Source organism: Candidatus Glassbacteria bacterium, assembly GCA_019456185.1.
Taxonomy (GTDB): Bacteria; Gemmatimonadota; Glassbacteria; order GWA2-58-10; family GWA2-58-10; genus JAJRTS01.
Window position 1 is genome coordinate 1 of sequence record VRUH01000010.1, and the last position, 13,301, is coordinate 13,301.

The window sequence follows — 13,301 nt, forward strand, 5'->3', positions numbered from 1 at the left end:
CACCGGGCGGCCCAGACGGCGGAATTTGCTGGTCAAGGCTGACCTCGCTGGTCGGATTTTGTTGCGGTGAGAAGCCGGGCATCAGCCCGCGCCCTTACCCAGCTTGTACCTTTCCAGCAGGACGACAATCTTGCCGAAATTGAGTTGGCTGCTGACCTTGACCGGAATCCGGTGCCTGTCGCTGGTGATCCAGATTTGCAGGTTGCCCTTGTGCTTGAACAGGCCGCCGCTCTTGATATACGGCTCGACCACGAAGCAGAAAAACCGTCCGGCCGGCACCTCGACCCACTCGGTGCGCTGGACCGCCACCTTGAGCGGGTTGCCCTGCTTGTCGACAAAATTCTCCAGCAGCAGGCCCTGGCCCACCTGAAGGTCGAGAGTGCGGAAGTAGTAGAATATCGACAACTGGTCCTGCTGCTGGGGGACGATATCAACTGTGTCTCCCCTGACCAGGTCGAAGCGGATCAACTGGTCCTGGAGGAAGACATACTCGCGGTTCTCCTCGTGCCTGCCCTCTTTCTGGCGCTTGATAAACTTGTGCGGGTACAGCTCATCGGTGTCGATCAGCGATGTGAACCGGTCGCGGACGGGGTAGAACAGATCGATAGTCTTGTTGGAATTGGCCCCGGCCTCGATCCGGAAGACCTGCTCGGAGCGGAAGGTGTCGATCCCGGCCACGTGCATCCAGGCGGTGCCGATATTGCCCACCGTCCAGTTGATCGAAAACTCCAGTTTCTCGCCCACCGAATAGGGCACCCTGGGGACAGAATCCGCCTCAGTGCTGAATGCTGAACCGGCAGTCAGCAGCAGCGCCGCCGCCAGCAATGTAAGTGCAGCTTTCCTCATCACGTACTCCGTCACTAACCTCGAGCCGTCCCCGAAGGACTCATTCAGAGCTTTTCGATCCCTGATCCGGTGAGGAGTTAGACGAGCCCTGAGTCCGTTTATTCGGACGTCGTCTCCGCCGGCGCGAGCGCCTGCCGCCCGAACGTCCTCCGCTGCCGGGTCCGCTGTCGCCGGATTGCGCCTTGCCCGCGGCCCCGCCACCGGCTTTCCGGTCTCCCTGGCCGCCGCCAGAGGAAGGTCTGTCCCGATCGCTCAGGGCGGAATCTTCTCCGCCCTGACTTTTTCCTCCGCCACCGGAACGCCGGCCTCTCCGGCGGGACCGTCCGCCACGGGACCGTCGTGAGCCGGTACGGGTCTCTTCCTGCCGGCCCGGCTCGCCTGAGCCGCGCCTGCTCCTGCGATAGTCGCGGGAGCGGTCTCTTCCGCCCTCTCGCCCTCCGCGCTCGAAGTGCTCGATAACTTTCTTCACCGCAGGGCCGAACATCAGCCTTTTCAGGACGCCAAGCAGGGAGAACCGGCTGGGTCGGCGGCTCATTTTCTGCTCCCTGATTTCCAGGATCTCGGTCTTTCTCGAGTTATCCTGCAGGGCCAGATACAGCATCGCGCCGGAGACGGCCGGGGGAGTAGCGGCGGGCAGCATGCTGAAAGCGTCCATCCGCGGCATGTTGCGCCGCAGATGCTGGACGCGGCAGGCCCTGACCGTGGACAGCAGGTCGATATTAGCGGGGAATCTGGCACCGCGCCTGCGCAGAATTCCGGCCGCCAGCCGGTTGGCGATCCTTTTGGCCACTCCGAGCCTGTTGCCGGGTGCGTTGATCCGGTCCGGGACATAGAGCACCACGTTGCGCTCGATCCCGGGAGCCATCTCCTTGAGTTCGGCCGGGTCGAACGAGAAATCGGCGTCAAGGACCACGAAATAATCGCGCTTGGGATTCTGGCTGGTACCGCTGATTTTGCGGATCGCATCTTTGAGGCACTTACTGTAACCCCTGCGGCTCTGGTGATGCGTCACCAGAAGCGGCATTTTTTTCAGATATGGTTCGACTACCTGGGCTGAATCGTCACTGCAGCCATCGAGTGTCAGGTGGACCTCGTACTCCATGTCCACCTCGCGCATGGACTGCATCAGGCGGTAAAGCAGTACACCGGCGGTTTCCTCTTCGTTACGCACCGGGATATAGAAAAAGATCTGTGGTTTCACGTTCCCGTCACTTTGCGGTTTGGAATTGAAGTTTGTACAGACGGCCGTACAGGCCGTCGGAAGCCATCAGTTCGTCGTGGGAGCCGGACTGAACTATCCGTCCCCGGTCCATCACGATAATCCGGTCGCAGTGCTGGATCGTGCTGAGCCGGTGGGCGATCACCAGGCTGGTGCGGTTTTGCATCAGCCGCTCGATCGCCTGCTGGACCAGGTGTTCGCTCTCTGTGTCCAGTGAGCTGGTGGCCTCGTCGAATATCAGGATGTCCGGGTTTTTCAGGATAGCCCGGGCGATTGCAATCCGCTGGCGCTGGCCTCCCGAAAGCCGGGTGCCGCGCTCGCCGATCACAGTTTCGTAGCCGTCGTCCATCTCCTGAATGAACTCGTGGGCGTTTGCCGCTGTTGCCGCCTCGACAATCCTCTCCAGCGGCGTGTCTTCCAGGCCGTAGGCGATATTGCTGCGCACCGTGTCGTTGAACAGGATTGTCTCCTGGGTGACAATCCCCACCAGCGAGCGAAGGTCGGCGATCCGGTAGCGGCGGATATCTTCCCCATCGAGCGTGACCCTGCCGCCGCCGACGTCGTAGAAGCGCGGCAGGAGGTCCATCAGGGTCGATTTGCCGCCGCCGCTGGGTCCCACGACCGCCACCACCTCGCCGCGGCGGATTTCAAGCTCGATATCCTTCAGCACGGGCGTATCCGGCAGATAGCTGAACGAAACGTTCTCGTAGCGGATCAAGCTGTCGAACGACTGTTTAGGCAGGGCATCCGGGGCGTCGGTGACATCCGGCCGGCTGTCGACAATCCGGAAAATCCGTTCGCAGGAAGACAATCCCTGCTGGAGGATGTCGTTGAAGTTGCTCAGCGCCTTCACCGGCGACATCAGGCGCAGGGCCACCACCAGGAAGAGGAAGAAATGCTCCGCGTTCATCGAGCCGTCCAGTACCTGACGGCCGCCGTAGAGCAGGAACACTCCCCCGGCCAGCGACATCAGGGATTCTGTCAGCGGGCTGCTCAGCGATGCGTAGCGGTTGGTCCGCATGTACTGGTGATAGTAGCCGCTCGTGAGGCCGTGGAACTTGCCGCGCTCGAATTTTTCCATCCCGAACGCCTTGACCACCCTGATTCCGCTGATCGCTTCCTGGAACACCGCCGTGATTTCACCCATCGCGTTCTGCAGCCAGCGGTTCTTGCGGCGCAGTTTCCTGGCCACCCAGCCCACCAGCAGCGCCATCAGCGGGATCAGCACTACGGCCATCACGGTCAGCTTCCAGCTCAGCCACAACAGCATACTGATATAGACCAGCAGTAGTCCCGAGGACTGCAAGATTTTGGAGAAACTGTCGGTCAGCACGGCGCGGACATTGTTGACGTCGTGGCTCATGCAGCTGATCAACTGGCCGGTCTTGTTGCGCTGGAAGAACGATAGGGACAACTCGCTGAGCCGGTCGAACATCTGGTTGCGGATATCACGGACCGCCAGCTGCTCCAGGCTGCGGCTCAGATAACGCTGGAGGTAATCGAACGCGGCCTTGAGCATGAACAGCACCACGATCAGCACCACGATCCGCTGCAGGGCCTGGGCCGGACCGCCGGAGAGGATCAGCGACTGTATCCGGTCAAGCCACTGTTCCACGCCGCCCAGCAACCCCGAACTCTCGGGCAGGGAGTTTGTTGACGGGGCGTCCTCGCTCCTGCCGAACAGGACGTTAAGCAGCGGGATCGCCAGCGACATGGTGGCCCCGTCGAGCGCGGCGAAGCCCAGCACGCTGGCCACGGCGCAACTCAGAAGGAGCCAGTAAGGCTTGAGATATCCGAGCAGGCGGAAATACTCTTTCATCCACTAATCCCCTGATAATTCGACAGATACTGAATTTGTGCAATATACCCGCAGAGGTTATCAATGTCAAGCTGACCGGCGTTCATTGACACTGCTCGCGCGGCTCTGCTATTTTCACAGCACCAGCCGACAACACTGTTATACACCCGGAGGTGCGATGCCGTTCGGCGGCGGTGTTTCCAGCCTGCTTGTCCGCGGGCGCTACCTGGCGCTGCTACTTTTGTGCGCCGCTCTTTACGTTCCGAACCTGGGCGGATACCTGCTGTTCGACGTGGATGAGCCGCGGTATGCCGAGACAGCGCGGGTGATGGTCGAAACCGGCGAATGGGTGGTGCCGTATTTCAACGGCGAGTACCGGTTCGAGAAGCCCGTGCTGACCTACTGGCTGATCGGAGCGTCGTATAAGCTGTTCGGCGTGGGCGAGTTCGGCGCGCGCCTGCCTTCGGCGCTGGCCGCCGCCGGTACGGTGCTGCTGACATGCCTGGCCGCCGGGCGGCTGTTCAGCTCCGGTACGGGTCTGGCGGCCGGGGCGATCCTGGCGGTATGCCTGCAGTTCGTGGGTCTGGGCCGGATGGCGCTGACCGACATGCACCTGGCCTTCTTCATCACCGCCACCCTCGCGACGTTCGTGATCGGGATCGGGCACCCGGAAAGAAACCGGCGGAGATTATGGCTGCTCGGAACCTGGTTTGCCAGCGCCCTGGCCGTGCTGACCAAAGGACCGGTCGGCCTGGTCCTGCCCGGTGCAGTCGCGCTGGCGTATATCGCACTCAGCGGGGATATCATAACTAAACTGCGTAACGTGCCGTGGCTCACGGGCTTCGCGCTGTTCTGCCTGACAACCCTGCCGTGGTACGCAGCTGTGACCCTGCGCAGCGATTTCGAGTTTTTCCGCACGTTTATCATCAGGCACAACCTCCAGCGCTTCGCCGGCGAGGTGGCCGCCGGCGGCCAGCACGTGGAGCCTTTCTATTATTACGTCCCCGTAGTCTTGCTCGGCGTGCTGCCCTGGACTTTTTTCCTGGCGCAGGCGGTAATCGTTCCCATGCGGGAAACAGCAGTCAGCCTGGTACGCTCGCGCCGGGTCAGCGATCCACGGCTGTTCCCGTTACTGTGGGCGCTGGGGGTTATCGGATTTTTCAGTATCGCCCGGGCCAAACTGCCTACCTATGTCACTCCGGCCTACCCCGCGCTGGCGATCCTGCTGGCGGTTTACCTGGCTGGGCTGCGTGAGCGGGCCAGGCGCGAGGGCGCTCTGGGCGGATCGCTGTGGATTCCCGCCGCCCTGACTTTCGGTCTGGTTGCCGCAATCGGAGGGTTCCTGCTGTTCGGGCCGAAAGACCTGGCGCCGTTTCCGCTGGGCGGCCTGCCGGCGTGGTGCGCAGCGGCGCTTGTCGCCGGCCCGTTGACCGCACTGATCCTGTTAAAGAAACATCGGTTACACTCGGCACTTGGCGCCGCCGTGACCGGCCAGGCGGCTTTCTCGCTCGTACTGGCTCTGGGAGTGCTTCCGCTGGTGAGCGAACACCGTCAGAAACCGCAGAAACAACTGGTGGAGCGCGCCTGTGACTGGCTGGGTAACAGCGGTAGCCTGGCCGCATACCGTTACCGCAAGACCGCAATCCCGTTTTACGCCCGCCGCACGGTGGCATACTACGAACTCCAGGACCTGCAAGCCGGCGCCCTGAGCGGACTGGGCAGGCCGGCGGCCGTAATCACCCGCACCAGGCACCTCCGGGAACTGCTGGAGGGTACCGGCGGGTCGCTGACCGCCGGTGTCGAGGGAGACCTCGCGCTGGTTCTGCTGCTGCGCTGAACGCCCCTCGGCGAAGGTATTTTTTTCCTCAAAGGTACGATCCAGGCCCGAATATCCGAACAAACCAGTCAGACTATCTGTATAAATAATTGGTCATTACATCAGATGTACGGTCCGGGCCGGATTGGTATGTAAATTGCTTAAATATGGGTTGCATAACTTGCTCACGGTCAAAACCCATTATCCGGGAGGCTCAAATGCCGCGCTCAGCTTCACCAAAAGCCCAAAAGGACGATAAAATCGATACCAAATTCGGTGTCGTGACCGTCCTGGAACGCAAAAACGGCAAGATCATGGTGCTGATTGACGACGATATCACCGCTACTTTCAACGAGAAAGAGTTTTTCAACGATTTCGTGCTCTGATACAGGTGCCGCCTGAATCACCGATATCGTCCCGGTTACCTTCCCCCTTTCATGGGGAACGTTATCTCCATTTCCAAACCGTCTGTCCGCAACGCTCCGCGCTAAGTTTTGTTTGACTTGCCTTTGATCTTGGCGTATTATATCAAACACAGAGGGTACACGCCTTCGCTATCGTACCCATCCCTCCTTTTGACTTCGACTTGTGCACGGAACTGTCCGGATGGTTTATTACTATTCTATCGCGGTTGTTCTTGGAATATGCACGATTCTGTTTCTGGGCCTGCTGATCCAGAAAAAGAAGGAAGAGTCCAAACGCCGCAAGGAAATGGAGCTGCTCTCCGCCCAGCGCCACCTCGAAGAGAGCCGCGACAAATTAGCCACCCTGCGCAAGCTCCTTTACGAAATCGAAAACCAGCTTACCAACAACAAGCATTACCACGCCACCAAAAAAGAAGAGTTGATCCAGGTCGCCAAGCAGCTTAAGGAAGTTGAAGAGAATAAGATGGAGATTCAGCGCGCGATCGATCAGGACGCGCATAGCGAGGAGTTGAACCTGTTGAATAACCGTCTGAAACTGAACCTGGAAAAACTGACCGAACTGAGTGCCGAAGCCCAGGATTTGCAGGGTAAAGTGGACAATCTTGGTAAGGCCGTGATGCAGAACGAAGAAGAGATCAACCAGTTGCAGCTCAAGATCAGCCAGGCCGAAAGCGAGTTGGAATACAACCGGGAAGTGGTCAAGAGCAAGGAAAGACTTATCAATTCCTGATCGGCTGCAATACGCCACCTCCCGCCTCTGAGGATCGCCTCACGATAACTGCCGCGTAATTCTCCAGACCTTTACGGCCACGTTATACCCGCAACCAGGAACACCAGACCCACTATCGCCCCCGCCACGACTGTCGCCGCAACGAATCCGAGGATATCGGCTCTGTCCGGCCGCAACATCATCCAGTTCGTGCCGGGAAACAAGATCCGGCCGGCGTGGCGCTCCGGGTCGGCGTAGGAGGCGTCCAGTTCGCGACGGTCCAGTTCGGGATCGGCATGGACCGGCGTGTGCACCCTGGAGTAGAAACGCTGCAGGGCTTTCGGCTCAACCGGGGCGGTGAGCAGGCTGACCACGAACAGGACGATAAACGGCAGGACAGCGTCCATCAGAAATGTAGCCGCCTCCAGCGTGGCCCGGGTTGCGTTGCGGAAATCGGCCCCCAGCACGGTAAGCAGCCAGACGCCGGTGCGGAATTTCCCCTCGCCCCGCATGCCGCCATCCCGCCCTGTCCGCAATTGCCGGAAGAAAATCGGTGTGGACGGCACCGGGCCCTGCTTGTTGATCAATTCACCGATTTTATCCGCCAGCCCGGCGGCCACATCGGAACTGTCAGCCCCAACGAGCACCTCCACCTGCTGAGGCGCGGTTCCCTCCAGCAGCGATTCCCGCGTGGCCACTCTGTCCGACAGCGGCAGCACCACCGGCAGAACGAACGAAAACAGCAGCGTAAAGACGACCGAGCACCAGGCGGCTGGCAGCGTAACCCTGCGCCAGAGAAAACTGAGCCAGAACACCGCCCCGAAAATCACGGGCAGGGTCCAGATATACTTAAGCAGTTCGATCACGCTGTGCAGCCGCTGGGAGAGCACAACGCCGCCGATGATGATAAAGGCGGTGGTGATCCTGCCGACCCAGACCAGGTGGCTGTCGCTGCTGGCCGGACGCAGGGGCCGGTAGAGGTTCATCGTGAACAGCGCCGAGCCGCTGACCATGAACGCATCGGCGCTGCTCATGATCGCCGCCAGCATCGCCGCGATCATCAGCCCCACGATACCCACCGGCAGCAGTTTAAGCGTAGTGTAGCCCCAGATCATGTCGGGGTCCGAGACCTCGTGGGCGTAGAGGGCAAACCCGATCACGCCCACCAGCGCCCAGCCCACCGTGCAGAGGCGCTTGAGGTAGTTGCCGTAGGTCAGTCCCACCCTGGCCGCGGTCTCATCGCGCGCCGAGCCGCAGACCTGGATCATGTGCGGCTGGACCACGATCCCCACCAGGTTGATCAGGACGATGGAAACGATGAACAGCAGGCTGTAATCACTGGTCTGCTGACTGCCCAGCAGGTTGAACATGTGTTCCGGTACGCGCTGGTGCAGGCCGCTGAACCAGCCGACCTCGCGCAGGCCGAACGGGATGATGATAAACGACAGGACGATAATCAGCACGCCCTGGATAAAGTCGGTTATCACCGCCGCCTTGAGTCCCCCCAGGATGGCGTAGACCAGGATCACCACCGCGATAGCCGGCACCACCGTATGGCTGTCCAGATATGAAAACTGGCTCTGGATCGCTCCGGCCTGGTTTTGCTCTCGCAGCAGCTCAAGCTCTTCAAGCTGCCCCTCGCCCAGCTCCCGTCCCTCCTCGAACTCCCGTTCGAGCACGGCATAGTTGCGGTAGGCCTCAACGCAGGCAAGCTGTTCGGCGCTATACGAGCTTTCGGGGATCGGGGTCATCACCTCGACAGTCTTGCCCACCGCTGTCAGGCCGATTGCGATATAGTACATGAAATAGAACACGCTGAACGCGGCGTAGGCCGCACCCAGGGCCTTGCTCTGGAAACGTTCGGCGAAAAAATCCCCGATAGTAACCATCCGCAGCCGGCGGTACCAGGGCCCGATAATCCAGTAGAACGGGGTGATGAACAGCCAGAGCAGCACCGCCCAGATTCCGCTCATCCCGTTGCGGAACGATTCGCGGCTGACCGAGACGGGCATGTCGCTGCTGGTGCCGGTGCCGAACTGCAGGAAGATGGCGAACACCTTACCGAAACTGCGGCCGCCGAGGAAATAATCGTCCGTGCCGCGGATCATCCGCGAGGTCCAGACGCCGATCCCGGCCACGCCGAGCATGTAAACGCCGATTACGGTGAAATCAAGCCAGTGCATGCACGCTCCGGTGGTCGATTGAGTGCCGTGTCAGCGATAAACTCAGGACGAATCCCAGGATTCAGAGGGTTTTCCCGAGCAGTCATGAGTCAGCATAAAAACGAAACAGCGCTCGTATCCCATAAAGACTTTTTGTGTACCTGTATGCTGCTGCTGTTTAAAAGAGAGTACCAGGTACGGATTCTCTTCCGAACCCTGCTTTTTCAGTCTTTGTCTTTCTCCTGACTTCTGTCTCCTGCCTTCGCCTTTATCTCCTGCCACGCATGATCATCAGCCCGCCGGTGATAATCAGCACCAGCGAGACAATACCGTCGATCGCCAGCGAACGTCCCGAGCCGGCGAACAGCCCCACGGTCCCCAGCGCGATACCGAGCACTCCCAGGATCACCCCGCTGATGGCGAACGGCGAGGGTACCTTGTCGCTGCCCTCCGGAGCCGGCCCGGCGGACTCTCCGGAATCGATCCGCCAGGATGCGCCGGATTTATGCAGTTCGACATCGAACAGCCGATCCACTTTTTCCCTGGCCGTCCCCGCCACCGGGCTGACCATGCCCCAGGCCAGGAACACGGCGGCGGTCACGCTCATGTTGCCCAGTACGAACGCGGCGTAGTTGAACCCCCAGGCCCATTTGGCCAGCGCGCCGAAGGCCACGCCGCTGAGCACGGCGGCAATCGCGGCGGCGGCAGGCGGTTTTCGCACCCACAGCCCGAGCAGGATCGGAATCGTGGTCGGCCCGGCGATCAGGCCCAGGATCGTCATCATCACATCGAACGCCCCGCCGAAACTCTCGACCAGCATCGCCACCAGCAGCGCCAGGGAGCCCACCAACAGGGTGCTGAACCTGCCGACAACCGCCAGCCGCCGCTGGCTGGCGTTCCGGTTGATCAGCCGGTGATAGAAGTCGTTGGTCAGCACGGCCCCGTAGATATTATAGTCGGCGCTCAGCGCGCTCATGGTGGCGGCCATGATCGCCACCGCCACCACGCCGATCATCCCCACCGGCAGCAGGTCGACACAGAGTTTGATGTAGCTGGTTTCCATCAGGGTGGTGCTGCCCATCAGGGCATCGCCGTAGAGCACCCGGCTGATCATCGGCGGCAGCAGGAGCAGCGGAAAAAACAGCAACCCCAGCGACATCGACATCAGCGCGCTCTTGCGCGCATCGCGGGGCGTGGGCACGGTTGTGTAACGCTGGACCAGGGTGAAACTGCCGTTGTAGAGGAAGGGGTGCATCAGCCACATGGTGATGAAATACCAGACCGTGAACTCGTCGTTGAACGCCGTGCCGGAGTGAAAGAAGTCGAAGAAATGGGCCGGGGACTCCTCGATCAGCCCGCCGAGCCAGCCGATCTTGGCCAGCCCCACGGGCACGACCACCATGATCACCACGATCAGGATCACGAACTGGACCATGTCGGTAATCATCACCGCCCACAGCCCGCCGACCATCGTGTAGGCGATCGTAATCAGGCTCAGACCGACAATGCTCTGCCAGGCCGGGATACCGAAGACGAACGCCATGATCAGCGCGGTGGCGTAGCATTTCACGCCGTCATCGGCAATCCGGAACGGGGTGACAATCCAGGCGAACACCTGGCGCGTGGCGAGGTTGAACCGCTTTTCCATGTATTCGGGCACGGTGATGATGCCGGTCATCCGCCAGCGCGCGGCCCAGACCACGGCCCCCACCAGCCAGGCGAAGCTCATCGCGTAGAGCAAGTGGAACAGCGCAGCTATCCCCACCTGGTACATTTTCGAGGCCAGGCCCACGAACACGTAGGCGCTGAACGCACCCATCCAGCTGCTGATCCCGCTGAGCCACCACGGAATCCTCCGTCCACCGGCGAAATAGTTCACCCCGATTTTAGCGTAACGGGAGCAGTACAAACCGATCACCACCATCAGCACGCCGTAGATCGCGATCATCATCCAGTCGCCGAGATGAAGATGCTCCAATGCCGGTCCTCCGCTGATGGCACGATGAGTTAAGGGCGGGAGATGTACAGATTGGCCGTCTGGAATGTACAACCCCTGCCCAGCAGTGGCAAGTAATACACTGCCGCGCCCGTTTTTCCAGCAGGGTAATTGCTGTTGATCTCCAATGCCCGAGCGCTTAAATTGCAGAATTATTATCAGGTTGCCAGAGACAGTTTACGGCTACGCAATGTTAGGCAGGAGGAAAATCCGATGGCCTGTGACAATCAGAGGGACAATCTGGCGATGTGCAACTGCAGTTACGAACCCTGCCCGCGGAAAGGCAAATGCTGCGAATGCCTGGCCTACCACCGGCGCAACGGCGAGCTGCCCGCCTGCTACTTTACCGACAGCCAGGAACGGACTTACAATCGCTCGATAAGCTTCTTCATCGCTCAAAACGGCTGAGGATGCTCATATCCGGCTTAACGGAAGTGGAATGATGGATCAGCTCAGAGTCGGCGTAGTGGGCGCAGGATACATCAGCACAACCTATCACTGCCCGTCACTGGTGAAACTCAAGAGCAGCTTCGAGAGCCTCGAACTGGCGGCTGTCTGTGATACGGACGAAAAGCGGGCTGCCGATGCCGCCGGAGAGTTCGGCTTCGCCGCGCATTATACGGATTACGGCGCGATGCTGGCCGCCGAGAGCCTGGACGCCGCCCTGGTGCTTGTGCCGCCGGCCGTGATGCAGGAGGTGGCTGCGGAGTTTATCCGCCGCAAGCTGCCCGTGCTGCTGGAGAAACCGCCCGCCGGGAGCGGACAGGGGGTCCGGGAACTGATAGCCGAGCGCAGGAAAGCAGGCAAACCGGCGGTGGTGGCGCTCAACAGGCGGTTCATGCCCCTGGCCCGTCAGGCCCGGGAGATTGTCGACCGGATGGCCGCCCGGGACCGACCGGCAAACGCCTGCACTGCCCGGATGCTCCGTCACAAGCGTACGGAGCAGGAATTCGCCCTGGGTACGGGCGTTCACTCAATCGACCTGCTGCGCTACCTGCTGGGCGACGTGGCCTCGGTCAGCACGAACAAGTGGCAGGCCGACGGCAACGAGGCCCCGAGCTACCTGGTGGATTTCGAGTTCCGCAACGGCGCGCGGGCGAACCTGGCCATTCTGCCCGAGAGCGGGCTGGAAGCGGAGCGCTATACTGTCCACGGGCCGGGGTGGTGCCTGATGCTGGATGCGCCGCTGGAATGGACTATCGACTACCCGGGCAGGCTCAGTCTCTACGAGGGACGGGAGCGGCATTCGGTGCAGGACAACGCTGTCTGGCCACCGGTGTTCAGGGACAACCTGCGGATCACCGGTTTCCTGGGCGAGAACGAGCACTTCCTCAACTGCGTGCTGGGCAAAGAAATACCCTCGCCCGCACTGGAGGACTGCCTCCAGTCGATCGAGATCGGCGAGTGCGTGCAGAGCGGGGGGAAAGCGGAGTTTAACTAAGCGAAGAAAAAGCTGCCAGGTAAAAAGGGTGGACCGGCCGGTCCACCCTTTTTCCGTTGCCTAGCCCGTGGAACCGGATTCGGGCGGGAACTTGATCTGGCGCAGGTCGCTGGAGCCGCACTCGCGGTCGGAGCACTTGATCGGCTTCATTTTCAGCATGTCGATCTGCTCGGCGATCACACCTTTCCCGCAGGCCTCGCACTGCCAGGTTAAACTCTCGCCCGTACGCAGGATACCCTTGACAAAGCGGACGAATCGCTCGATGGTGAACGGCTTGGTCAGCAGGCCGTTGGCCCTGACAGCCAGCGCCTGTTCCATTTTTTCGACGCTGTTGGTTTCGCTGACCACGGCCAGCAGCGCATTTTTATCGGCTGCCAGCATGTCGATCAATTCCGTAACACCCTCGCCATCCTGCTGATCTGTCAGGTCAACGTTCAGCATCACCAGCCCGATCCGTCCCCGGTTGCGGGGATTGCTCAGGTAGTTTATCGCCCGGCCGGCATCGGTGAAGCCCATCGGGTTGTAGCCGGAGACATAGTTGACCACGGCCTTGGACTCCATTTCCACGTAATCGTGGTCGAGATCCACCAGGATCACCATGTTGGCCTTGAGGCTGCTCCCGCCGCGTCCGCGGTCCTTTTTGCCGCCGCCGTGACGGGACTGCTGCTCCTTCTGCCCAGCCTGGCCGCCGCCGTGACGGGACTGCTGCTCCTTCTGCCCACCCTGGCCGCCGCCGTGACGGGACTTCTGCTCCTTCTGCCCACCCTGGCCGCCGCCGCTTTTCTTCCGCTGGTCCTGCCGGGATGCGTCCTGACGGCGTTCGTTACCGCCGCTCTTCCTGTACCTGTTTCGTCTGCTCATGGCTTACCTGTCTCTGACTGGCACGTTT

General features: G+C 60.8%; 10 protein-coding genes. 4 read left to right on the plus strand and 6 right to left on the minus strand.

The window, feature by feature from the left end:
* Window positions 1-81: 81 nt before the first annotated feature.
* Genes FVQ81_05505 through FVQ81_05515 form a run of 3 tightly spaced genes read right to left on the minus strand, consistent with a single transcriptional unit; the run spans window position 82 to window position 3,884 of the window.
* A complete protein-coding gene (locus FVQ81_05505; GenBank protein ID MBW7996024.1) occupies window positions 82-846 on the minus strand; it encodes a DUF3108 domain-containing protein in 765 nt (254 codons plus the stop codon).
* 40 nt (window positions 847-886) lie between these two features.
* Window positions 887-2,047: a glycosyltransferase gene (locus FVQ81_05510; protein ID MBW7996025.1), complete on the minus strand. Its 1,161-nt coding sequence runs from the start codon at window positions 2,045-2,047 to the stop codon at window positions 887-889.
* Between the two features lie 7 nt (window positions 2,048-2,054).
* Window positions 2,055-3,884 (minus strand): ATP-binding cassette domain-containing protein, encoded by a 1,830-nt coding sequence (locus tag FVQ81_05515; GenBank protein MBW7996026.1) that lies wholly within the window; start codon window positions 3,882-3,884, stop codon window positions 2,055-2,057.
* A gap of 157 nt (window positions 3,885-4,041) precedes the next feature.
* Here FVQ81_05515 and FVQ81_05520 point away from each other — a divergent pair, with 157 nt between their 5' ends.
* Entirely contained in the window at window positions 4,042-5,700 is a 1,659-nt protein-coding gene (locus FVQ81_05520; GenBank protein MBW7996027.1) for a glycosyltransferase family 39 protein, read from the plus strand.
* A 585-nt stretch (window positions 5,701-6,285) separates the two neighbouring features.
* A complete protein-coding gene (locus tag FVQ81_05525) occupies window positions 6,286-6,834 on the plus strand; it encodes a hypothetical protein (protein ID MBW7996028.1) in 549 nt (182 codons plus the stop codon).
* 71 nt (window positions 6,835-6,905) lie between these two features.
* Here the strand turns inward: FVQ81_05525 and FVQ81_05530 are convergent, their stop codons facing one another.
* Both FVQ81_05530 and FVQ81_05535 read right to left on the minus strand, forming a co-directional pair.
* The gene (locus FVQ81_05530; GenBank protein ID MBW7996029.1) at window positions 6,906-8,996 is read right to left on the minus strand and encodes a sodium:solute symporter family protein; all 2,091 of its coding nucleotides are present in this window, start codon (window positions 8,994-8,996) and stop codon (window positions 6,906-6,908) included.
* A 247-nt stretch (window positions 8,997-9,243) separates the two neighbouring features.
* On the minus strand, window positions 9,244-10,953 hold the full coding sequence (locus FVQ81_05535) for a hypothetical protein (protein ID MBW7996030.1): 1,710 nt from the start codon (window positions 10,951-10,953) through the stop codon (window positions 9,244-9,246).
* Window positions 10,954-11,184: 231 nt separating this feature from the next.
* Between FVQ81_05535 and FVQ81_05540 the strand changes: the two genes are divergently transcribed.
* A complete protein-coding gene (locus FVQ81_05540; GenBank protein ID MBW7996031.1) occupies window positions 11,185-11,379 on the plus strand; it encodes a hypothetical protein in 195 nt (64 codons plus the stop codon).
* A 31-nt stretch (window positions 11,380-11,410) separates the two neighbouring features.
* On the plus strand, window positions 11,411-12,412 hold the full coding sequence (locus FVQ81_05545) for a Gfo/Idh/MocA family oxidoreductase (GenBank protein ID MBW7996032.1): 1,002 nt from the start codon (window positions 11,411-11,413) through the stop codon (window positions 12,410-12,412).
* Between the two features lie 60 nt (window positions 12,413-12,472).
* On the opposite strand, the gene FVQ81_05550 is transcribed toward FVQ81_05545, so the two are convergent.
* A complete protein-coding gene (locus FVQ81_05550; protein ID MBW7996033.1) occupies window positions 12,473-13,273 on the minus strand; it encodes a response regulator in 801 nt (266 codons plus the stop codon).
* Window positions 13,274-13,301 lie beyond the last annotated feature (28 nt).

Excerpts from the sequence above, each read along its gene's own strand:
- FVQ81_05505 (MBW7996024.1), bottom strand. The coding sequence starts at position 846 with ATGAGGAAAGCTGCACTTACATTGCTGGCGGCGGCGCTGCTGCTGACT.
- FVQ81_05515 (MBW7996026.1), bottom strand. The coding sequence starts at position 3,884 with ATGAAAGAGTATTTCCGCCTGCTCGGATATCTCAAGCCTTACTGGCTC.
- FVQ81_05520 (MBW7996027.1), top strand. The coding sequence starts at position 4,042 with ATGCCGTTCGGCGGCGGTGTTTCCAGCCTGCTTGTCCGCGGGCGCTAC.
- FVQ81_05525 (MBW7996028.1), top strand. The coding sequence starts at position 6,286 with ATGGTTTATTACTATTCTATCGCGGTTGTTCTTGGAATATGCACGATT.
- FVQ81_05530 (MBW7996029.1), bottom strand. The coding sequence starts at position 8,996 with ATGCACTGGCTTGATTTCACCGTAATCGGCGTTTACATGCTCGGCGTG.
- FVQ81_05540 (MBW7996031.1), top strand. The coding sequence starts at position 11,185 with ATGGCCTGTGACAATCAGAGGGACAATCTGGCGATGTGCAACTGCAGT.
- FVQ81_05545 (MBW7996032.1), top strand. The coding sequence starts at position 11,411 with ATGATGGATCAGCTCAGAGTCGGCGTAGTGGGCGCAGGATACATCAGC.
- FVQ81_05550 (MBW7996033.1), bottom strand. The coding sequence starts at position 13,273 with ATGAGCAGACGAAACAGGTACAGGAAGAGCGGCGGTAACGAACGCCGT.